This is a genomic window from Clostridium sp. K13 (assembly GCF_019734195.1).
Lineage (GTDB): Bacteria > Bacillota > Clostridia > Clostridiales > Clostridiaceae > Clostridium.
Window position 1 is genome coordinate 1 of record NZ_JAASHM010000048.1, and the last position, 24074, is coordinate 24074.

Sequence of the window (24074 nt, forward strand, 5' to 3'; positions counted from 1 at the left end):
TTCATTTTTTCTCTTCACTGTTTTTCTTAGTTTCCCGACTTATAGTTAACGACTCCTGCTACAAATTTGTATTACAAATCGTTAACTTTAGGGGGATTCTGCTTAAATTGTAGACTTAAGCTTTAGTTCGCAGTTTATTTCAATTATTCTTTTCCTTTTGCTGATAAAATATCTATTTTTGAATTTGGAGTTTCAATTATACATAATTCTATTACTTCTTTAATATGTGATACCTTAATTACTGTTATTCCGTCATATTCATAAAAACTATCATTCCAATTTGCTTCAGGAATTAATACTCTCATTGCACCTGCTTTTTTAGCTGCTAATATTTTGGCATTAACTCCACCAATAGGATTAATAGCACCTAATAGACTTATTTCACCAGTCATTGCAATTTTACTATCTATAGGCATTTTTATTATTGCACTATAAACCGCACTAGCAATTGCTATTCCAGCAGAAGGCCCATCTACAGGAATTCCTCCTGGTATATTTATATGAATATCATATTGTTCACATTTTAAATCAAAAATATTATTTAAAGCAGTTAATACATTTTGTATTGAAGAATACGCTGTACTTTTTCTTTTTATTTTCCTATTACTCATAGTAATTTCTTCTTCTTCAATAATTCCTGATATTTTCAATTCTCCGCTTCTTCCTGATACCTTTCTAGCTGTAGCTTCTATTTCCATTAACATACCTATATTAGCTCCATGTACTGCTAAACCATTAACTACTCCTATTTGCGCTTCATTAGGAACTCTTATATCAGGTATCTCTGTATATTGACCATTTTCTATTACCCACTTAATATCATCTTCAGTTATATTTTCTCTATCTTCATTAATAGCAATACCTGCACATAACTGAACTAAATTAACAACCTCTCTCCCATTAGAACAATGTCTACTAATGACATCCAAGCCTTTATCTGTAGCTTTTAACCCAACCCTTTCTATAGCTCTACTTCCTATTTCCCTTATTTCATCAGTTTGTAATCCTCTAAAAAACACTTCTACACATCTAGATCTTATAGCAGGAATGATTTCTTCAGGACTTCTAGTGGTTGCACCTATAAGTCTAAAATCAGCTGGTAATCCATTATCAAAAATTTCTTTTATAAAAGTAGGCATATTAGGATCTTCAGAACTATAATAAGAACTATCTAAAAAGACTTTTCTATCTTCTAATACCTTCAGCAATTTATTCATTTCTATAGGATGCAACTCTCCTATTTCATCAATAAATAATATTCCACCATGGGCTTTTGTTACTGCTCCTGGTTTAGGTTGTGGTATACCTGCAACACCTAAGGCTCCAGCCCCTTGGTAAATTGGATCATGAACCGAACCTATTAATGGATCAGCTATACCCCTCTCATCAAATCTTATTGTTGTAGCATCTATCTCAACAAATTTAGCATCTCGTTTAAATGGAGATTTCTCCTTCTTTTTAGCTTCTTCTAATACTAATCTTGCTGCTGCTGTTTTCCCAATTCCAGGTGGTCCATAAATAATAACATGTTGAGGATTTGGTCCACATATAGCAGCCTTTAAGGCTTTTATTCCCTCTTCTTGACCTATAATATCTTCAAAATTAATTGGTCTACTTTTTTCAGTTAAAGGTTCTGTTAACTTTATTCTTCTCATTTTAAGAAGCTTTTCCATTTCCTTTTTATTTTCTTTATCTACTACTACCGTTCTAGAATGATTAGCTTTATTACTATTAAATAGATATATTATAAATAGAATCATCATTATGAATTGTAAAATTATCATTATTTCACTCATAAATTTCTTCCCTCCACTTTTATAAACTCTATTTGTATTATTAACCTTTAATAGTTCTATTATTCCATAATTGCTAGTAATTAATTATATTTTCAAATAAAAAAGAAAAATAAAAACACCTCTAGAAATCTAGAGGTGTTTCATTATGCTGTTTCCATGCCTTTTCTTTTTTTAGTTTTCTTAGCTTTTAAAACTGGTCTAACTTCATTTTCACCTAATCTTACTAACTCAGGTAATTGTTTAGTTTTAATTGTTTCTTCAGTAATAATAACTTTGCCTATATTCTCATCCGATGGAACATCAAACATAACATCAATCATTACATCTTCTACAATTGCTCTTAATCCTCTTGCACCAGTTTTTCTTGCGATTGCTTCATCTGCAATTGCTTTAAGAGCCTCTTCAGTAAACTCTAATTCTACATTATCAATTTCAAACAATTTATTATATTGTTTAACTAATGCATTTTTAGGTTGACTTAAAATGTTAATTAAAGCATCTTGATCTAACGATTCTAAAGAAACAACCATAGGTAATCTTCCCACAAATTCTGGTATTAATCCAAACTTTAATAAATCTTCTGGAAGAATATTTTTTAAAGTTTCTCCTACATCTTTAGCTTCTTTAGATTGAATTTCAGCTCCAAATCCCATTGTACTTATTCTTGTTCTCTTTTGAATTATTTTTTCTATACCGTCAAAAGCTCCACCACAAATAAATAATATATTTGAAGTGTTAATTTGAATAAACTCTTGATGAGGATGCTTTCTTCCACCTTGTGGCGGAACAGAAGCTGTTGTTCCTTCTAGTATTTTTAATAATGCTTGTTGAACCCCTTCTCCAGAAACATCTCTTGTTATAGATGGGTTTTCAGATTTTCTAGCAATTTTATCGATCTCATCAATATAAATAATACCTTTTTCTGCTTTTTCAACATCATAATCAGCATTTTGTATTAATTTAAGTAAAATATTCTCAACATCTTCTCCCACATATCCAGCTTCAGTTAATGTTGTTGCATCTGCAATTGCAAATGGAACATTTAAGAATTTAGCTAATGTTTGTGCTAATAATGTTTTACCTGATCCAGTTGGCCCTAATAATAATATATTACTTTTTTGAAGTTCAATATCATCATCTATCATATTAGCTTTAACTCTCTTATAATGATTGTAAACAGCAACTGATAATGCTTTCTTTGCTCTATCCTGACCAATTACATATTGATCTAAATAAGCCTTGATTTCGGTTGGTTTTGGTAATGCTGTAGTATCTAATTCTACATTATCTTCAAATTCATCTTGAATTATGTCAGAACATAAATCTATACATTCATCACATATATATACCCCTGGTCCGGCAATTAACCTTTTTACTTGATCTTGATTTTTACCACAAAATGAACACTTTAATTGCTTTTTATCCTCAAATTTAGCCATAACATCACCTCACTTTGGCCTATTAATGCCAAAAACTAATTATTTTTTATTTTTTACAATAACTTCGTCAATTAATCCAATTTTTAATGCTTCATCTGCACTCATGAAATTATCTCTTTCACACATTTGAACCATAGTTTCATAATCGACTTTACCATTAGTTGATTCTGCCATTGTTTTAGTTAAAGTTTCTTTTATCTTTAATATTCTTCTAGCATGAATATCAATATCAGTAGCCTGACCTTGGAATCCTCCTAATGGTTGGTGAATCATTATTTCACTATTTGGAAGAGCAAATCTCTTTCCTGGAGCACCACTTGATAATAAGAAAGCTCCCATAGAAGCTGCCATACCAATACAAATTGTACTTACATCACAGTTGATATACTGCATAGTGTCATAAATAGCCATACCAGAAGTTATTGATCCACCTGGACTATTTATGTAAAGATAAATATCCTTATCAGGATCTTCACTTTCTAAAAATAGCAATTGAGCGACTACTAAATTTGCAGTAACATCATTTACTTCCCCACTAAGCATTACAATTCTGTCTTTTAAAAGCCTTGAGAATATATCGTAAGATCTTTCTCCTCTTCCTGTTTGCTCTACAACATATGGAACATAATTGCTCATATTTGTTTTCCCTCCTTTTCTCTTTAAAACCCTTCTTACTTTATAATATATCCAACTAATTAAAAGTAATTATATTAAAATTATATAAAATTTACTTTATTTTGTTAAAGAAATATTTGAATAATTGCCAGAATTTCTTCTGGCAATTAATATAAGACTATTTATTGTTTTCAAGTAATAATTTCATTGTTTTATTTGTAATAACGTCAGCTCTTAATGCAGCTTGTTGGCTTTGCATTAATAAATCAACCATTTTTTCATCTTCAGATGCAGAGTACATTTTAGCTACTTCTACAGCTTTTGCTCTTATTTCTTCTTCTGTAGCTTCAACATTTTCAGCTTTTTCTATAGCTTCTAAAACTAAATCTACTTTTACTTTAGTTTGAGCATTTGCTTTCATGTATTCTCTCATTTTAGCTTCATCGCTTCCAGTGAATTGGAAGTATTGTTCTAAACTTAAACCTTGATATTGTAATCTTTGTTGTAAGTTTTGAACCATCTTATCTACTTCTTTTTCTACCATAACTTCTGGAATTTCAACTTTTGCATTTCCAGCTACAGCAGTGATAACAGCTTCTTCGAATTCTCTTTCTGATCTTTCAGAATTAGCCTCTTCTAATTTCTTAGTTATATCTGCTTTTAAATCTGCAATAGTTTCAAATTCAGATGTTTCCTTAGCGAATTCATCATCTAATTCTGGTAATTCTTTAACTTTTATTTCCTTTATAGTAACTTCAAATTTAGCTGGCTTTCCGTTTAATTCTTCTTTTCCATAGTTTTCTGGGAAAGTAACGTTAACTTCTACTGTATCATTTACTTTTGCTCCAACTAATTGTTCTTCAAATGTATCTATGAAAGTCTTAGAACCAATTTCTAAAGAGTAATCTTTTCCTTCTCCACCTTGGAACGCTTCTCCATCAACATATCCTTTGAAGTCGATAACAGCTATGTCTCCATTTTCAACAGTTCCTTCTTCTTTAGTTTCAACTCTAGCGTTCTTTTCTTGCATTTCTTTAAGCTTCTTTGAAATTTCTTCTTCAGTTACTTCATAAGTTTTCTTTTCTATTGATAACCCTTTGTATTCGCCTAATTCAACTTCTGGATAAACAGTAACTTCTGCAGTGTAAACAAAGTCTTTACCTTCTCCAACTTCGATTACATCAACCCTTGGGTAATCAACTGGTATTATATTATTTTCTTTTAATACTTCACTGTATGAACCTTCTATTGCAAAGTTAACAGCATCTTCTAAAAGAACTTCTATTCCATAATATTTTTTAACCACATTCATAGGAACTTTACCTTTTCTGAATCCTGGTACATTGAAATTCTTAACATTTTTCTTATAAGCTCTTGTTAAAGCAGCATCAAATTTTTCAGCTTCAACCTTTACTTCAAATTTAACGATATTTACATCGATTTTTTCCATTTTAGCTTCCATTGTATATTCCTCCTAAAAAAGTATCTCTTGTTTGATTAATACAACTAGCTTATTATAACACAATTAAGCTATTTTTTACAAATGTTTGTTCACAAAATTACTTAATAATTTACTCTTCACTAGTAATATACCTAATATCACCATCAATTTCAACCTTTATGCCATTATCATTGATTTCATATAAATTAATATAATAGCCTTGAAAATCTTCTTTGATAGTGTGTATATTATTATTTATTGTAACAATTGAAACACATTGTTTCAAGTCTTCATTTAATGTAGGTATATTAGTAATGTAAACAATTTTTTCATCATCTACTATCTTACCTTGATCATGCCACATATAATTAGGATTGCTACTCAATACTTCTATTTTTGAAATTTTTTCATTATTTTGTGTAATATACTCATTCAAAGTTAAATCTATAACTTCTTTTTTTGTATTAATCAAATATAGATTTTGATTTCTATCTATGATTAAAGCCTTATCTTTATTAATATCAATTGACCTTATCTCATCATCAGATTCAATATCAATTATTTTATCTATGTCGTTACCTTTAATAAATTTTAATATAATATTATTATCATTTAACATCACATTAACACTTTCTATCTTTTCATTATTTAATCTTAACTCTTTATTAAAGGCTATATTCTTAAAAGTTGCACTTATTTTCTGCATGTCATATTTCATAACTGTAATGCCTATTATTAAAGCCAATATTCCAAAACATATACTTATATTTCTTCTTTTTTTTCTCCTTTTCATAATTCTTTCATAATCTCTACTAAATATACTTGGTTTGGCCATATCGCACCTCCTACACAGAACAAAAATATTTACAACCATTATTTTACCATAAAAAGGGTATTTTACAAACTTTTATTTACTATTTTATGTATATTTTACTATTTTTCTCCTTTTCCATTCTTTTTCCACCTTATTATTCGACATTCCATTATCTTGATTTACAGCATTTTTTTGACTTACTGCAACCATTGCATTTATCACTGTTATCACCTTTACTACTACAACAGCCACCGCACCTCAACATACCTAATTCCCTCATTTCTTCTATAGTTAATTTAACTTCATTTTCACTATAAGCTTCATAATCAGGCGTATCTTTAAGAATTTCTCCTCTATATTTCATCCCATTTTCCTCCTATTTGTCAATATATTAACATAACTATATATTTCTTTTATTCTAAATTTATACATAAAAAAATTTTTTTCAACTTTTTTTGTAAAAATTATTTGATTTTATTAAATACTATTGTATAATATTGATATAGTATTTAATTAATAAATATTTTTGAAAGCCCATACCGCTCTATAATTTTATGTTGTAGAGTTTTAATAAAACCCCACACAATCACTTATTCCCTTTCTTAAGTGATTGTAATCCCTTAAACCTGTGCTAAGCACAGGTTTTTTTATTTATTTTTTATTTATAAAATATCTTGTTTAAAGCTTTCTTCACTATTATTGTCTTACTTTAAACTTATTATACAAAAAAGGTTATGATATACATAACCTTTTTACATAATACACTAATATTTAATAAGGTATATAATTTAAAGGATCAACCGCTTCCCCATTAATTCTTATTTCAAAATGTAAATGAGGGCCTGTACTATTTCCAGTTGAACCTACAGTTGCAATTACATCTCCCTGTGTAACTGTATCACCAACTGAAACATTTAAAGTCTGTGCATGAGGATATAATGTCTGAACTCCGTTACTATGCCCTAATATTATGGTATTCCCATATCCGCTTATCCAACCTGAATGTTCAACAACCCCACTTTTAGAAGCTTTAATAGGATCTCCATACTTCCCTGCATAATCTATACCTTTATGTAACTTATATTCACCAGTAACAGGATTAACTCTATATCCATAATAACTAGTTATTTGACCTGGAACTGGCCGTAAAAACCCATTTTCTATAGGTAAACTATCTATTTTATCATCATTTCCAGTTCCTCCAGCAACATTATTAATAATTCTATCTAATTCAGCTTCCAATTCACTATTATGACTTTCTAAATCATTTATTTGATTATTTAGAGCCATATTATTATTCTCTAAAGATGCAATATTATTTAACTTATCATTTTGAAGGGCTAAAAGCTCCTGTCTTTTTTCCTCTTCTTTATCTTGTATTGCCATAACACTATCTTTTGCACTAACTATTTCATCTTGCTTTTCTTTTATTACTATTTGATTTTCTTCCTGCTCTTGTATCTTTAACTTTATCTCTTCAATTTCAATAGCTATATTCTCTTGATTGGCTTTTGATTTTTTTATTAAATCCTTATCAAAATCAATTATTCTAGAAATACTTGTTAAATTCTGAAAAACCTCAAAAATATTTTTACTTTTAATAATCATATAAATATATTGCTGTGCCAAATCAACCTTATAAACACTTCTTACTCTTGAATCTAATAATTCTTGAAGCCTTTTTTGTTCCTCTTTTAACTCTTCAATATACTTTTTCTTTATCTCTACTGTATTCTTACTTTCATCAATAGCCTTATTTAACTTGTTTACTTCTGATTGTATCTCATCTATCTGCTTCTGATACTCACTAATTTCCTTTTGAAGTTTATAGAGTTCATTTTCTTTTTGCTCTATTTGTTCTTCTACTCCACTCAGCTGATTTTTTTCTTCTTCAATTGAGTTATTTATTTTTTCTTTTTCATCTTCAAGACTTTCAATTTTATTTTTATTATTTTCTATCTCTTCTTTTATTGAATCACTTTTCTCTGCAAATGCATAAGTATTGTTTATCATCATGCATATAATAATTGCATATAAAACTTTTTTCCTATTATTCATGTTTTCTCCCACACTTTATATTATCTTTATATATCTACTTTCTGTATTCCTTTAATTATAAAAGTTCCGTCTTCATATTCTAAATTTAAAATAAAAGAACTTTCATTAGAATTTTTAACAAATGGTAATATTTTTTTGTATACACTATAATTAATTTTAGTAACTAAGCTAGCCTTATATTTGTTATCTTCATATTTAAAATCACTTTTTTCAATTTCTACAGTTAAATCTGTTATTTCGTAATTATTGCTTAACAAAAAGGTCTTTTCATTAATATAGTTATAAACCATTGTTTTTACTTCCTCAGTGGCATTAGAGATAATATTTTTATCCTTTGTATTCAATGCCTCAAATGAACTACTATAGAAGCTATTTACTATTTCATCAATCATACTATTTAATGTATCATTAACCATATTTATATCAAGCTTAATATATTGATTGCTATTTACCCATACATCTTCACTTTTTATAATACCCCAAGGGAATTCCTTCTCAAGATACATTTTAATATCCTTATCCTTTGGTATAGGTCCATAATTTTTAATATCTTTAGCTATTAATCCAGTATCAATACCATTAATAAATACTTTTGAATCATCAAAATTTGTATATAATGTTATATAGTTTCCATCAATATTTATCTCTACAGTATCATCTTCCATTAAATTAAGTATTTTATTATTAGTAATATCTCCATAATCTGTTTTACAAGTGTACATAAGATTATAAAAACCTGGAACAATATCAAATTCAGCTTCATCTTTTAAATTGAATCTTTTGTTTGAAAATTCTATTTCAACATTTTTTTCATTACTAATAAATTTAACAGTAACATTGTTAATATTAATATAATATTTTTCTTTTAAAAACCCTTTTTTACTTTCTAATGTAAAGTTTCCACTTTCACCATTTTCACTTATTTCATTGACTATCTTTTTTATTCTTACTTGATCTTTATTATAACTATCAATAAGAGGTTGTAAATCCTTCGAATATACCCTTTCATTTTCCAATTTTACATAATGCGATAACATAGAAGAATTTCCATTAATTAAAGCAGATTGAAACTTATTTAGTACTTCCTCTTTAGATAAACTGAATCTAGTAATTAGAAATAAAGAAACAACAATTATAGATATGAAGACCATAATAATTTTAGATTTATTTCTTTCCCATACTAAATTAAATCCTATATTTTTAATATTCTTAATATCTGTAATTAAACTTGACAAACTATTATTAATATTTTTATACCCTGCTTTTATCCTTTTTTTTAACTCTCCCATATATCTTTACTCCAAAATATCTATAATCCACTTTCCACAAGATACGCATTTATATAATCTAATAACAAATAAATCTAGAACCTTATATTTTGCTAATCCTTGATTCTCTTCAAGTTCTCTTTTAGTGATAAATTCATCCTCTTCATTTAAGAAGCCTTGAATTTCAACTATATAATTTTTATTAGATTTTCCACAACAATCATTTTCACCAACACATTCTATTTCTTCATATGTCAATTCATTTTGCAATTCTTCTACTATAGGTAATAAATCCTCGAATTCACTTATATCATCTAAAAAATCCTCTCTATTAAAAACTAAATCTTTAATTGCAAATAACTTCATTTCTTTACTCCTTATATAAATATTTTACTCTACTCATAATATATCATTTATTTTGCACTATTCAACATTTTATTTTATTTTTTCAGCTATTTTTTACTAGAAAAATAAATTTAATAATAATTGCCTATTTTCACAAATATTTATTAATAAAATTACATATAAATAATCTATTTGGTTATTGAAAAATTTGTATTTTTATATTAAATTAAAATTTGGATATTATTTTAATAAATTTTATAAATATGAGGAGAGAAACTAATGAAAAGAAATACTAATTCTAGTTCTAAAACTAGAAGACTCGTTCTTATTGGTGCACTAGGTGGAATCTCAATATTCCTTGGCATAAGTGGTTTAGGTTTAATACGTTTACCAATATTCAGTCTTACTATAATGCATGTTCCTGTAATTATTGGTGCATTATTAGAAGGTCCTATTGTAGGAATTGCAGTAGGGTTAATTTTCGGTTTATTTTCTATGTATCAAAATATTACTGCACCAGGATTAACATCCTTTATTTTTTGGAATCCTATAGTTGCATTAATTCCAAGAATGCTAATTGGTATAGTAGCGTATTATTCATTTAAACTGCTTAAAAGTAAAATTAAAAGTACTGGAGTATGTGCAGGATTTGCAGCAATTTTAGGTACATTAACTAATACAATTGGTGTATTAGGTTTAACTTATATCTTATATTTAGATAGATATGCTCAAGCTAGGGAAATTTCACGCGAAGCTGTAGCAGGAACTTTACTTACAGTTGGCTTAACTAATGGAGTCCCAGAAGCTATTGTATCAGCATTAATTACAATTCCAATAGTTGTTACAATGTTAAAAATAAAAAGAAATTAAGAAATAATACATAGCTAATATATGCACTTATAGCTATGTATTATTTTTATTATTTTGTTACAATTAATATTAAATTCCATTTTAAATTCTAAATACTCTTTTTTTCCTTTATTACCTTGTTTTTAATAGGTTATATAAATTAACTCTGCACATAATACTAGTGTAAGTAAAAAAGATTTACTTACAATTGAAAATAAATATTAATTTATTTAAAGGAGGGTCTTTTATGGCTCAAAAGTTAGTACCAGAAGCAAAAAACGGATTATCAAAATTTAAGAATGAAGTAGCAAGCGAAATGGGAGTTCCTTTCACAGACTACAACGGAAACTTAACTTCAAAACAATGCGGAAGCGTTGGCGGAGAAATGGTTAAGAGAATGGTTGAACAATACGAACAAGGAATAAAATAAACTAACTAAAAAATAAGTTAATAAAACAAATAAGAGAGTGTAAATATTATGATTTATATTTACACTCTCTCCCTTTATAAAGATTTATTTTTAATAATTCTTATTTCATTTTTTATTTTTCTTCTATAATAACTTCTACCCCATAGTGATCTGAAATTATACTTCTATTTATATCATTAAATATTACCCTAGATTTTTTTACATTTACTTCTTTATTACTTAGTATTAAGTCTAACCTCTTCTTTTCAGATTGTGCCTCCCAGCCTGCAATTTCTCCACTCACAGTAATTCCAGAATCTTTTTCTTGTGAAATAAAGTAGGTATCAACTAAACCTTTATTTATTAAATAATCATAACCCTCATTTCTTACCAATGCATTATTATTAAAATCTCCCATAACAAAGGCTAATCTGTCATTTGTTATATTCTCTACTAATTTATCTGCTTGATATTTAAAAGGTTCTATACTATCATTCCACCACCCTGTATGGCAGCTATAAAAATCAATTGTTTCTCCTTGAATATCAATTGTTATATTAACAATATTCCTACTTCTATAGTTTGTTTTATCTTCACTTTTTGAAATATAAAATGATTTAAAATCTTTAATATCATGTAATGTTAATATCGCTAATCCTTCTTCATATATATCATAACCTATATGAGAGTAATCCCATACAAAGTTATATTTATATTCATTAATATTATTCAATTCTTCAATTAATAATTTAGCAAAGTTATCTTCTTTAATTTTAGAATCTACACTTCTTGAATCTATTCTTTGACTTACTTCTTGAAGAGCTATTACATCATATTGTTCCTCTTTAATGACACTTGCTAAATATTTAATTTTTTCAATTTGATTTTCCTCTTGCCAGGAGTGACAATTTAAAGTTAAAAGTTTCATATTAAACTCCTAATATATCTTGAATATTTGATTTTAATACATCAGCTTTTGGTCCATAAATAGCTTGAACTCCGCTATCCTTTAAAATTAATCCTAAAGCTCCATTCTTTTTCCACTCTTTTTCACCTGCAACCTTCTCTATATCTTTAACTGTTACTCTTAAACGTGTCATGCATGCATCAACATCTTCAATATTTTCTTTTTCACCTAATAAAGAAATTATCTTTAAAGATAATACATCATTTGCTGTAGCCTTATCTACTGCAGCCTCACTTTTTGAATCATTTGATTCTTCTTCATCGTAATTTCCTAAACGACCTGGTGTAGGAATTTTGAACTTTTTAATACAGAAACTAAATACTCCATAGTTAATTCCAAAGAATGCTAAACAAGCAATAATGAAGTTAATAATATCTCCAATTAATCCAGCATTAATCATCATAGGTATACGAGTTATAAGTTCTATTGCACCAAACGCATGTACTCTTAAGTTAATTAAATCAGCTAATGCAAAGGCTAAACCTGTTAATATTGCATATACTACATAAAGCACTGGTGATATAAACATAAATAAGAATTCTATTGGCTCACTTACCCCTGTTAAGAATACTGCTAATCCAATTGAAATAAACATTGATTTATATTTTTTCTTTTTATCTGGATCTACATTTTTATACATTGCTAATGCAACACCTAATAATGATGCTGTTGATAAAATTACTTGCCCAACCTTAAATCTTGCTGGAGTTACTGTTGCTAATAAATTGTTATATTCAGTCATATTACCTGAAGATTTAAAGTTAATTAAATCTGTTATCCATGCAAACCATAATGGATCTTGCCCTGCAATTACTGTACCTGCAGCTGCACCTGTTAATGATGTATAAACACCACCTAATTCAGTATAATTTACTGGAATTGTTAACATATGATGTAGTCCAAATGGTAATAATAAACGTTCTAATGCTCCATACACAAATGGTGCTAATACAGGCGCTGTATCTTTTGAATTAGCAAGCCATATACCAAAACTATTTAAAGCACCTTGTGCAAAAGGCCAAACTATAGAAAGAATTAAAGCTGTAACTGTTGACCATAAAATAACAACAAAAGGAACAAATCTCTTTCCATTAAAGAAATTTAATGCTTGTGGTAACTTATTGTAATTATAATATTTATTAAATAATGTTGCTCCTAAAAAACCTGAAATAATACCTATAAACACTCCCATATTAAGTGCTGGTGATCCTAACACACTTGTAAAGTAATCTGGAACAGTTAATGTTGCACCTAATAAAGATTTAACCGTAGCAGTGCTATCTGCTAACATTTCACTACTTACACCAAAAATTGCACCTGTAATACGATTAATAAGAACAAATGATAATAGACCTGCAAAAGCTCCACCAGCTCTTTCTTTAGCCCATGACCCACCTATTGCAACTGCGAATAATATATGTAGGTTTCCTATAATCCCCCACCCTATATTATCCATTACTCTAGATATTGCTTGAATTATATCAGCCTCAAAATACATTCCCAATAATTTTCCTATGGTTATCATTAAACCTGCTGCTGGCATAACAGCAATAACTACTAATAATGCTTTACCAAATTTTTGCCAAAAGTCGAAAGATAATAATTTTCCTTTTTTCTTAGATTTACCCATTTTAATTCCCCTTTTCAATGAAGAATTTATAAATTCTTCATTATGTAAATTTTATTTTTATGTATTTAAAATATTAAAATTCTTAATTTTCCCTCTTCATAACTTATATCCTGTAAAGCCTTGCTTCATATGGTTTTAAAGTTAATTCATTGATATTCTCATGCCTATTTACATTATAATTGCTTAATAGTAAATTATCATATTTTAACTCTTCATTATGTGAGTATCTAACTTTATCATGTGATAAATTTACTATTATAATGAACTTTTCATTTTCCATAGTTCTTGTATAAGCATAAATTTTTTCATCATCTTCTAAAATAAGATCATAACTACCATAAACTAATGTCTTATTTTCTTTTCTTATTCTAATCATTTCTTTATAGAAATTTAAAATTGAATTTTTATTTTCTAGTTGAACCTTTACATTTATATTTTTATAATTTTCATTAACATTAATCCAAGGTTTTCCCTCTGTAAATCCTGAATTATCGCTATCATCCCATTGCATTGGTGTACGAGAATTATCCCTTGATACTGCCCATACACACTTTAAAGCATCTTCTTTACTTAAGCCTTGGGCTATCTTTTCTTTATATATATTTATCCCTTTTACATCATTATAATCATAAATTGAATCAAATTTTACGTTTGTCATTCCAATTTCTTGACCTTGATATATAAATGGTGTTCCTTGTTGCATAAAATACATTAACCCAAAGGCTGTGGCACATTCTCTTAAATACTCCTCATCATTTCCCCATGTAGAAATCACTCTAGGAATATCATGATTTTCTATATATAAAGCATTCCACCCATTTCCATCTAATGCTTTTTGCCATTTTGTTAATACCTTTTTGTAGTTTTTTACATTAAAGTTATTTTCACTTTCAGCTCCCCATAGATGTAAATGCTCAAATTGAAATATCATATTAAACTTTCCATTTTCTTCTCCAACCCAAAGATCTGCTTCTTCTGCCTCTACTCCATTAGCCTCTCCAACTGTCATAATATCGTACTTGTCAAAAGTTCTTTCTTTTAATTCACCTAAGTATTTATGTATTCCATCTACATTCATATGTTTTTCAAAAGATTCTACATATTTTAATCCATTGGGATTATCCATATCCCTTAATCCCTCTTCTTTTTTTATATGGCTTATAGCATCAACTCTAAAACCATCAATTCCTTTATCTAACCACCAATTTATCATACTATAAACAGCTTCTCTTAGTTCTTTATTTTCCCAATTTAAATCTGGTTGTCTTTTTGTGAATAAGTGTAAGAAATACTCTTCAGTATTTTCATCAAACTCCCATGCAGATCCTTTGAAAATACTTTCCCAATTGTTAGGTTCATTCCCCTCTTTTCCTTCTCTCCAAATATACCAATCTCTTTTTGGATTATCCTTTGATGACTTAGATTCTATAAACCACTTATGTTCATCACTAGTATGATTTACAACTAAATCTATTATAAGCTTCATATCCCTTTTATGAACTTCTTCTAGTAATTCATCGAAATCATTCATTGTTCCAAAATCATCCATAATGTCTTGATAATCACTTATATCATAACCATTATCATCATTTGGAGATTTGTACATAGGACATATCCAAATTACATCAATCCCCAAATCCTTTAAATAATCTAATTTAGAAGTTATTCCCTTTAAATCTCCTATTCCATCCCCATTAGAATCCTTAAAACTTCTAGGATATATTTGATATCCGACTGCTTCTTTCCACCAAACTCTTTTCATTAAATACACCCCTTTATATGCAATCGGTTGCACAACTATTTAAATAATATGTACAGTATTTAATACTGTACATATTTCTATTTTAAACTTGTCCAACTTTTTTTACAATTTACTAAACCGTTACCAGTTCCATGAATTTACTATAACACCTTTAGAAATTGTTTACAAGAATTAAATTATCCCATTTTCAGTCAAATTTTAAATTTATACTTAATTTTCTCTCTTTTTCTTTAATTTGTGCAATCGGTTGCATTAACTTTACATCATCTTTTTTTTACCAATGATTCTCTCTCTATAAGATTAGTTTCAACAACATAATATCCTTTACTTTCTCTGCTTTCTAATTTATCAATTAGTAATTTTGTTGCATACATTCCTAACTTTTCTGAGTTAATATCAACTGAAGCTAATGGTGGATTTTTATATTGAGCTATTGGAATATTGTTAAATCCAACTATGGCTATATCTTCATAACCTAATTCTTTGATAGCCCTTTGAGCTCCAAAGCCTAATAAATCATCTGTTGTCACAAATGCTGATACTCTATTTTCCCCTAATATTTTCTTAGCGCCTATATAACCATTTTCTTCTGAGAAATCATCCATCTCTATTATTAATGAAGCTTCTACTTCTATATTTCTACTAAATAAAGCTTGCTTATATCCATTTAATCTATCCTTAGAAACATTCATTTCTTCTTTAGCACCTATAAATGCTATTTTCTTATTACCTTGTTCTATTAAATTTTGAGTTAGGTTATACATCGCTGCAAAGTTATCATTATCCACCCATAAAACATCATCAATCTCATCTGGTCTACCTATTACTACAAAAGGAAAACATTTCTCTTTTAAATAATTAATAGTTATATCATTATCCTTTACATTAAATAAGCATAAACCATCTACAAGATTTCCTTCTGTAAATTTTTTTATCCATTCTTCATCATCTTTTTTGCTATCATTAAAAGCATACATTATATAATAATCCTCTTTTTGAGAATACATACTTATACCTTTCATCGCTTGAACAAAAAATGGATTTTCAAAGGATACCTCAGCTCCACCTGGTAATAAAACAGCTAATATTCTTGTTTTATTATTTGCAAGACTCCTTGCTACAACACTTGGTGTATAATTCAACTTCTTTATTGCTTCATTTACTCTTTCTTTTGTCTCTTCACTTATTTTACTACTATTTGCCAAAACTCTAGAAACTGTAGACGTTGCCACCCTAGCTTCTCTTGCTACATCTTTTATTGTTACCTTCATAAATCCTCCATATTTCTTTCTCATCTCAGCCTTATTATAGTATAAATTTCTTATAAAATAAATAGAAGCACATTATAATATTCTCAGTTAATTTGAATATTATAATGTGCTATCCATAAATTAATTATTTTCTAATTGGTCTTGTACTGCTTATTGATTTATGCATCTCTATTGGTTTAACATTTATATTTGATCTATATTCTGTTTCTGCCCAATATATATTTTCTGCTACTAAAGCTTCCTTATTTAATTCAACTCCATCTAAAATTATCTCTTTAAACTTATTATATCCTGCTCTATCTATTAAATGTCCACCATGTAAATATTCTGGTTTATAATCTAAAGCCCATTCAGAGAATTTTTGCCAATTTGCAAATATACCAAGTACAGTTTCTTCACTTGCAAAATTAACAAATGTTTTACCCATTCTTGGATTTTGTTTTCCAGTTCTACCTCCTATAACTATTCTGTAGAACTTTTTAGGACTACGAGTCCAAGCACTTGTTGGACATGCTAATACACATTCCCCACACCCTACACAACAACAAGGATCTTTATCAACTAATCCATTTTCATTTAAGCTTAAAACTCTTGTTGCATGATGCTCACATGCTCTTACACAAGCTCCACACCCTATACATCTATCTTTATGATATTCCATTCTTGCTTGTCCTATTATTCCAAAATCTTGAAAATGAGCTTTGCCACAATCATTTGGACAACCTGAGATTGATACCTTAATATGATAATGTGATGGGAATATTAAATTTTCTACTTTTGTAGCTAATTCTTTTGTATTTACATTTGCTTTTATACAATGAGTATTTCCTATACATGCCATTATATTTCTAGCACCTATTGTAGGATATCCATTATCATTTATAGGCATATCACAGTTACATTCATCAACTTCTACTTCTTTAATATATTCTTTTATATATTCATTTACTGCTGGTATATTTTCATATTTTATTCCAGGAATATTGAAAGTTTGTCTCATTCCTATATGAAAAGTTCCATTTCCCCAAGTTAATGCTATATGCTCTACATCACTTAGATATTTTGCATTTATTGTTCCACCTGGAATACGCATTTGTAACATAAACTCTCCAGGCACCTTTGATTGACGGAAACAATTTATTCTAGTTTTCTTTATATCTATATCATGATTCATAATAAAACTCCTCCTAGTCTAATAAGCTCTTTGCTTTAGTATAGTTAAATACTGGTCCTTCTAAACAAACATAAGTCTCATCTATTCTACAGTGTCCACACTTTCCTATTGCACAAGACATTTTTCTTTCGAATGAAACATATATTTTATCTTCTGGAACCCCTAATTTTACAAACTCTAAAGCTGTAAACTTCATCATCATTGGTGGTCCTACTATTATTACTTCATAGTTATCTTTAAATTTTTCTAATGGTAACTTAGATAAATGTGTTGTAACTAATCCATTTTCAAATCCTTCTTTTTCACCTTTATCTAATGTATATATAGTATTAAATTTCTCTTTCCATAATCCTAATTCATCTTTGAAAAGCACTGAATTCTCATCTTTAAAACCAAATATTAAATTAACACTTTCTGCATATTTTTCATCATTATAAAACATATTTATCATACTTCTTACTGGAGCAACTCCTGTTCCCCCTGCTACTATGATTACATTTTTATCCTTTAACTTTTCAACTGGCCATCCCTTACCATAAGAACCTCTTAAAAACAATGTATCTCCTGGTTGTAAAGTGAAAATTTTATCAGTTACTTTTCCTACTGAACGAATAGTAAAATCTAAATATCCGTCACCAAATCCACTAACTGATATTGGCGCTTCTCCAACTTTAGGAATTGATAGTTGCAAAAACTGTCCATGCTCAACCTTAATATCAGTCTCAACCCTAAATGTATATTCCAAATTACTTTCTTTTCTTATATCAATAATCTTACATGCCTTTGGTGTTAATATATTACTCATTACTTTCCCCTCCAACAATTTCTTTAACTGCCTTATCTACTTTGTTTATAGTTGCTGTAATAGAAATATTTTCTGGACATCTATCTGTACATCTTCCACAGCCTACACACATATGAGTATCTCCGAACTTTTCCTTATAATCATGTATTTTATGTAATACCTTATATCTCATTTTATCTCCAGCAGTAGTTCTAAACTTATGACCTCCTGCCATTTCATCAAAACCATCAATATGACAAGATGCTTGTACTCTTTTTCTTTCTCCAACATTAGCATTTTCATTATAAATTATATCTCTAGTTGTATAGCAAGAACATGTAGGACAAGCTACGGTACAACTTCCACATTGAATACATCTTTTATCATATTCTTTCCACATTGCGTGCTCTTTTAATTTATTTAATACTTCTTTACTTTCTATTCCCGGAAGATTTACCTCTGCAATATTTTTCTCTATAAATTTAAGTTCAAATTCTTCTTCAGTACAATTTGTGAAATACTTATCAAATTCGTCATCATTAATGTTAAATAATGCCGAATTCTCGTCAAATCTAACAGCTAGGCTATAATCATCTGTCTTATTACTATTCATAACTGTACAAAAACAAGTATCAAACCCTTCAACACATTCCATACATACAAATTTAACTTTTTCTCTAATTCTTTTATAAAAGACATCTTCAAAGCCACCGTTTTCTAAATAAATTTTATCTTGTCTTTTTTGTGCATTTATATCGCAAGGTCTTGCAAATATTAATATCTTTTTATCACCATATGGATTTTTACTTTCTCTAAATTCATCTTCAGTAAAGAAGTATAATGTTTGATTAATTGGTGTAATTATCTCTTTTGCTGGATATGTTGATTTTTCCCTATAAATAATCTCTTCAAAAGAATTAATCTCATCATACTTAATTATATCCGTATCTGAATATCTTCCCTGCTTTGTAAATCTCTTTGGTGCATATATCTTGTATTGCTTTTTTAATTCTTCAAACAAACTATTTATCTCATTTGATAATAATTTATATCCCATATGTATCCCTCCAAAACTTAGTTTAACGATGTAAAAAGCTTTATTTTTTATTTGTTTGCTTCCTACAATTTCACTATACTACTTTTGTTATTAAATTAACAATTGAACTTTATTATAGGTATCATTTAAAAATCTTATGCTTTAATTAATTTTCTAAATATTCTTTTTTATGTAAATTAAAAAGCAAAATATAAAAAATAAGAGAATAAGCAAAAAAACTTACTCTCTTATTTTCTTAATTTGGCTATATACTAGAATTATCTAATATGATATTTTCTCACGAAACTTTAACTCATATCTAATTACTTTTATGTGGTTCAAAGGAAATTGCAACTTTACCTTCTCCTACTATTCCAATTATTTCTCCTGGTTTAACATCAACTACTTTAAACTCATAATTATATGGCATTTTAGTTAGTAATGAAATGTTCATATTTTCATCTAAAAGCATTAGTGAAGAAGCTACGTCATTAGTGAGCATAATGTTAATATCTACTCTCTCTGCAAGGTCAAAATGATAAAAACCCTCTGTATAAATATCAGACTTAACAGGTATCACCTTTACTTCACTAATATTTTCACTGGCCTCAACTGTATTAGGAAATATGGCTAGGAATAAAATAACTATGATAAAAACTAACTTTTTTATCATCTAAAATCATCCTTTCATTTTTAATATTAGTATTTTATAATTTTATGTAGCCATGATTATTATTTTTACTCTATCATCAGCCAATAAACAATATCTTCTGAAATTTCGAATCCTAATCTTTCTTGTAACCTAATAGAATTTAAATTATTAATCTTAATTTGTCCATAAGGTATTCTATCTTGCGACAAAGCCAAATTAGTTGCATATTTCTGCAAACATTCTCCTATACCTCTATTCCTATAGTATGGTAATACCTCTAATATTCCAATAGAACCTTCTTCATGAGTTCCAATAAATCCAACAAGATTTTCATCAATAAAGGCTCCTAACATAGTATTAGTATTAATTCTATCTCTTATATACTCTATATCAATGGTATCTTTACTTGAATAATTATTAAATACATATTCAGCATACTCTTCATTTAATATTCTTATTTCAATATTACTATTTTCTATAGTTAATGGAGATTTTTTAGTATAAACACTTTGATAACATTTCATTTCATCTGTTACATTAAATATTTCTTTTAAATAGTTTATATAAAACTCTTGATGTGCAACAATCATTTTAGCTTCCTTAGGTATTTTACTTATAAACTCTTTTCCACTATTAATATCTATAGCACTTAACATAACTACTATATTATCTTTATCACTAATTAATATCCCTTTATTATTTGACTCTATTACTCTATATCCTTGATTTGTAATACACTCTATCATATCAACATGAAGCAAGTAATTACTATATAAAAACTTAAATTCATTTTTCATCATATACTCCCCCATTAAAACAATATGGTTTATTATACCATAATCAAAATTTAATTTATAAATATATAAAATAAAACAAGACTATATCACTTTTAGCATCATATAATCCTGTTAACTTTAATATTTTATCTAATATATAATCTTATTTACTATTTTGGGTATTATATTTAATTTAGCTACCACTACTTTCATATCGCTTCATTCCAATTAACCACATTCTATAAGCAACAAACAAGCTAACCACTCCCACTATGCAAGTTAAAAATATCCCTGTAATAAAACTTTCTCTTCCTAAGAAATAAGCACTAGGAAAATATCCTGTAAAGGCAAATGGTATTATAAATGTTAATATTCCCTTAATCCATGCTGGATAGATAGTAATAGGATATTTAACAAAGGTGCTTAATTGATAAACCATAAATAGATAACTTTGAGCAAATTTAACCCAAAATGCAATAGATGTTACTGCAAGCTTTATAGCTGTATATATGAAACTTGCAAATATTATAACAACTATTAATGAAATAATTTTACCTACAGATATATCTAAATTCAATTTTACCCATGAAATAACTACAAGAATAGTTCCTATAATTATCTCTCCAAATCCATCTGGTTGAAATTTTTCTACTATTACTTGAAATAATGGATTTAATGGCCTAACTAAATATTTATCAAACTTTCCCTCAACTATAGTTTGCCAGCTAAAAATCCAAAGTTGATCTGTAAATACATGGTCTATCCCCCTTGGAATTTGTGCAAATCCGTATATAAATAATATTTCATAAAAGCCCCATCCCTTTAAAGATGGTATTGCATTAAATATTAATGTAATAAAAATTACACCTACAGATTGTACAAATAAAAACCCTATAAGTCCTAATATAAAATCAGCTCTATACTCAATTAAGGTTTTGATATATTGCTCTAAAAATTTTAAATATAGCCTAAAATATCTTCTCATATATCCTAACCTCCTAAAATAGTTAAACTTTTTATTAAACACTTCCACATTTTTTTACCTACTATCATTAATATAATAGCCCAAAATAACTGAAGTCCTAAAGCAAATAAAATATCCATACCATTTATTTTTCCTAGATAAATCATTGATGGTGTGTATATAGCAGAACTAAATGGCAAAAAATTATTTATAACTTGAGCCCATTTTGGAAAGAATGCTATTGGTATTAACGTTCCTGATAATAAGTTTATTATTGCCTGCATTATTTGAGATAATCCCCACATATTTGTTATCTTAAAAGATATAAGTCCAAATATATAACTAAAATAAAAATTAATAATTATACCCAAAATAATACTTATAAAATATATAAATATTCTTAATATACTTATATATCCGAAAAACTTATAAAACAAAAATGTAGTAACAGAAAAAGCTATAATAAATATAATTACAAAATTATATAATACATTTCCTAATCCTTGAAAAAACATTCTCTTCTCATAATTTATAGGTCGTACCAGATTAATCGCTATGGAACCATCCTTAACTTCCCTTGAAATTTCATAACTTATATCAACACTTATCATTACTGATGTTAAAAATGATATAAATAAATATATTATCATCTCATTAAAAGTAAAGCCATTTAATACAGTTTCAATAGTACTTCCATAAATAGCCTTCCATAAATAATAAGTAACAGCTAGCATAAGAAAGTCACCAAACATAAATAATATTGCATTAGCTTTATAGGAAATAAGCCTTTGAAATACATTTCTTGTAAAAGGCAAATATGTCCTTATACCGTTTATGTCCCTCATTTTTACACCTCATTCCTATACATCTTCTTAACTATATCCTCTATACTTGTTTCTTTTATTACAAAATCAATAACAGTTAGTTTTTTCATAACTCGTCCTATTACATCTGCAGATGACATTTTATTTTTATTAAAGGTTATAGCTAGTTTATTCTCTTTATACTCTATTTTAAACTCATCATCTACTTTCATTTCATCAAACTCATTAAATTTTTCTAAGTCTACCTCTTCTTTTATTTGTATTTCAACAGTAGTTAAATATCCAAACTTTTCTTTTACACCATTAAGTTCGCCATCATATATTTTTTTACCACTATCAATTATAATTATCCTACTACAAAGTTCTTCTATATCGTTTAAATCATGTGTAGTTAATATAATAGTTGTCTTATATTTTTCATTTATTTCTTTTATGGCTTTACGAACACGTTCTTTTACAACAATGTCTAATCCTATAGTAGGTTCATCTAAATATATAACATTAGGATTATGTATAAGAGCTGCAGCTAAATCTGCTCTCATTCTTTGTCCTAATGATAATGTTCTAACAGGGCTTAAAAAAAATTCCTCTAAACCCAATACATCTTTTAAAAATCTCATTCTTTCTTCAAAGTCCTCATCACTAACATCATAAATATCCTTTAATAAAGAAAAGGTTTCTGATATAGGTAAGTCCCACCATAACTGTGTCTTCTGGCCAAAGACTACTCCAATATTTTTAGCATTTTTCTCTCTGTTTTCATAAGGTACCAAACCATTTACGGAAACGATTCCATTGGTAGGCGTTAAAATCCCTGTCATCATTTTTATTGTTGTTGACTTACCTGCTCCATTTGCACCTATATATCCTACTATTTCTCCATCATTTATTTCAAAGCTAATACCATCTACCGCTTTTTTAGTTGTGTATTCTGTAGAAAAAAATGATTTTATTGCCCCTTTAAACCCTGGATATTTTTTGCTAATTCTAAATTCTTTAGTTAAATTCTCTACCCTTATCAAAAGATCACCTTCTTTAATTTTATTTTACATTATATTATACCATTAATTTCACAGAATTTATTTTTATATTACTTTTTTGTAATTTCTCACAATTATGCGCAAAATCAGGACCACCCGTAAAACGGGTGGTTTGCTCTACGCCTATAAGGCTCTGTTACTGGCTGTGCTACTCGCACGT

The 24074-nt window shown here is 27.9% G+C and carries 23 protein-coding genes; 2 read left to right on the top strand and 21 right to left on the bottom strand.

Going from position 1 to position 24074, the window contains the following annotated elements; translation table 11 throughout:
• Window positions 1–143 precede the first annotated feature (143 nt).
• The 9 genes from lonB to HCG76_RS17020 form a co-directional block, all read right to left on the bottom strand.
• A complete protein-coding gene (gene lonB / locus HCG76_RS16980) occupies window positions 144–1796 on the bottom strand; it encodes an ATP-dependent protease LonB (protein ID WP_221701446.1) in 1653 nt (550 codons plus the stop codon).
• A 143-nt stretch (window positions 1797–1939) separates the two neighbouring features.
• The gene (clpX, locus tag HCG76_RS16985; RefSeq protein ID WP_221701447.1) at window positions 1940–3235 is read right to left on the bottom strand and encodes an ATP-dependent Clp protease ATP-binding subunit ClpX; all 1296 of its coding nucleotides are present in this window, start codon (window positions 3233–3235) and stop codon (window positions 1940–1942) included.
• A gap of 39 nt (window positions 3236–3274) precedes the next feature.
• Window positions 3275–3871 (bottom strand): ATP-dependent Clp endopeptidase proteolytic subunit ClpP, encoded by a 597-nt coding sequence (gene clpP, locus HCG76_RS16990; protein ID WP_221701448.1) that lies wholly within the window; start codon window positions 3869–3871, stop codon window positions 3275–3277.
• Between the two features lie 157 nt (window positions 3872–4028).
• Window positions 4029–5312 carry a trigger factor gene (gene tig, locus HCG76_RS16995; RefSeq protein ID WP_221701449.1) on the bottom strand — a complete coding sequence of 428 codons (1284 nt, stop codon included), beginning with the start codon at window positions 5310–5312 and terminating at the stop codon, window positions 4029–4031.
• A 109-nt stretch (window positions 5313–5421) separates the two neighbouring features.
• Window positions 5422–6126 carry a hypothetical protein gene (locus tag HCG76_RS17000; protein ID WP_221701450.1) on the bottom strand — a complete coding sequence of 235 codons (705 nt, stop codon included), beginning with the start codon at window positions 6124–6126 and terminating at the stop codon, window positions 5422–5424.
• 148 nt (window positions 6127–6274) lie between these two features.
• Window positions 6275–6469, bottom strand: a complete 195-nt coding sequence (locus HCG76_RS17005) for a hypothetical protein (protein WP_221701451.1) — start codon at window positions 6467–6469, stop codon at window positions 6275–6277.
• A gap of 407 nt (window positions 6470–6876) precedes the next feature.
• Complete coding sequence (locus HCG76_RS19430; protein WP_294171705.1) at window positions 6877–8163, bottom strand: murein hydrolase activator EnvC family protein; 1287 nt, start codon at window positions 8161–8163, stop codon at window positions 6877–6879.
• Between the two features lie 26 nt (window positions 8164–8189).
• Entirely contained in the window at window positions 8190–9452 is a 1263-nt protein-coding gene (locus HCG76_RS17015) for a TcaA 3rd/4th domain-containing protein (protein WP_221701452.1), read from the bottom strand.
• A 6-nt stretch (window positions 9453–9458) separates the two neighbouring features.
• The gene (locus HCG76_RS17020) at window positions 9459–9797 is read right to left on the bottom strand and encodes a hypothetical protein (RefSeq protein WP_221701453.1); all 339 of its coding nucleotides are present in this window, start codon (window positions 9795–9797) and stop codon (window positions 9459–9461) included.
• 258 nt (window positions 9798–10055) lie between these two features.
• On the opposite strand from HCG76_RS17020, the gene HCG76_RS17025 reads away from it, so the two are divergent.
• Window positions 10056–10646, top strand: a complete 591-nt coding sequence (locus HCG76_RS17025) for an ECF transporter S component (RefSeq protein ID WP_221701454.1) — start codon at window positions 10056–10058, stop codon at window positions 10644–10646.
• A 226-nt stretch (window positions 10647–10872) separates the two neighbouring features.
• Window positions 10873–11055, top strand: coding sequence for an alpha/beta-type small acid-soluble spore protein (locus HCG76_RS17030; protein ID WP_133015732.1), 183 nt, complete (start codon window positions 10873–10875; stop codon window positions 11053–11055).
• A gap of 112 nt (window positions 11056–11167) precedes the next feature.
• Here HCG76_RS17030 and HCG76_RS17035 read toward each other — a convergent pair whose 3' ends face one another.
• From HCG76_RS17035 to HCG76_RS17090, 12 genes are all read right to left on the bottom strand, one after another.
• Window positions 11168–11962, bottom strand: coding sequence for an endonuclease/exonuclease/phosphatase family protein (locus HCG76_RS17035; protein WP_221701455.1), 795 nt, complete (start codon window positions 11960–11962; stop codon window positions 11168–11170).
• Window position 11963: 1 nt separating this feature from the next.
• On the bottom strand, window positions 11964–13631 hold the full coding sequence (locus tag HCG76_RS17040) for a PTS transporter subunit IIBC (RefSeq protein WP_221701456.1): 1668 nt from the start codon (window positions 13629–13631) through the stop codon (window positions 11964–11966).
• A 103-nt stretch (window positions 13632–13734) separates the two neighbouring features.
• Window positions 13735–15393 carry a glycoside hydrolase family 13 protein gene (locus HCG76_RS17045; RefSeq protein ID WP_221701457.1) on the bottom strand — a complete coding sequence of 553 codons (1659 nt, stop codon included), beginning with the start codon at window positions 15391–15393 and terminating at the stop codon, window positions 13735–13737.
• A gap of 263 nt (window positions 15394–15656) precedes the next feature.
• On the bottom strand, window positions 15657–16664 hold the full coding sequence (locus HCG76_RS17050; RefSeq protein ID WP_221701458.1) for a LacI family DNA-binding transcriptional regulator: 1008 nt from the start codon (window positions 16662–16664) through the stop codon (window positions 15657–15659).
• A 124-nt stretch (window positions 16665–16788) separates the two neighbouring features.
• Window positions 16789–17838 (bottom strand): sulfite reductase subunit C, encoded by a 1050-nt coding sequence (asrC, locus tag HCG76_RS17055; RefSeq protein WP_221701459.1) that lies wholly within the window; start codon window positions 17836–17838, stop codon window positions 16789–16791.
• Window positions 17839–17851: 13 nt separating this feature from the next.
• Window positions 17852–18643: an anaerobic sulfite reductase subunit AsrB gene (gene asrB, locus HCG76_RS17060; RefSeq protein ID WP_221701460.1), complete on the bottom strand. Its 792-nt coding sequence runs from the start codon at window positions 18641–18643 to the stop codon at window positions 17852–17854.
• On the bottom strand, window positions 18636–19679 hold the full coding sequence (gene asrA / locus HCG76_RS17065) for an anaerobic sulfite reductase subunit AsrA (protein ID WP_221701461.1): 1044 nt from the start codon (window positions 19677–19679) through the stop codon (window positions 18636–18638). Before asrA ends, asrB begins: the two co-directional genes overlap by 8 nt.
• 298 nt (window positions 19680–19977) lie before the next feature.
• Window positions 19978–20331, bottom strand: coding sequence for a hypothetical protein (locus HCG76_RS17070; RefSeq protein ID WP_221701462.1), 354 nt, complete (start codon window positions 20329–20331; stop codon window positions 19978–19980).
• A gap of 65 nt (window positions 20332–20396) precedes the next feature.
• Window positions 20397–21110, bottom strand: coding sequence for a GNAT family N-acetyltransferase (locus HCG76_RS17075; RefSeq protein WP_221701463.1), 714 nt, complete (start codon window positions 21108–21110; stop codon window positions 20397–20399).
• Window positions 21111–21279: 169 nt separating this feature from the next.
• Window positions 21280–22071, bottom strand: coding sequence for an ABC transporter permease (locus HCG76_RS17080; RefSeq protein WP_221701464.1), 792 nt, complete (start codon window positions 22069–22071; stop codon window positions 21280–21282).
• Between the two features lie 5 nt (window positions 22072–22076).
• Complete coding sequence (locus tag HCG76_RS17085) at window positions 22077–22895, bottom strand: ABC transporter permease (protein WP_221701465.1); 819 nt, start codon at window positions 22893–22895, stop codon at window positions 22077–22079.
• A 2-nt stretch (window positions 22896–22897) separates the two neighbouring features.
• The gene (locus HCG76_RS17090) at window positions 22898–23896 is read right to left on the bottom strand and encodes an ABC transporter ATP-binding protein (RefSeq protein WP_221701466.1); all 999 of its coding nucleotides are present in this window, start codon (window positions 23894–23896) and stop codon (window positions 22898–22900) included.
• Window positions 23897–24074 lie beyond the last annotated feature (178 nt).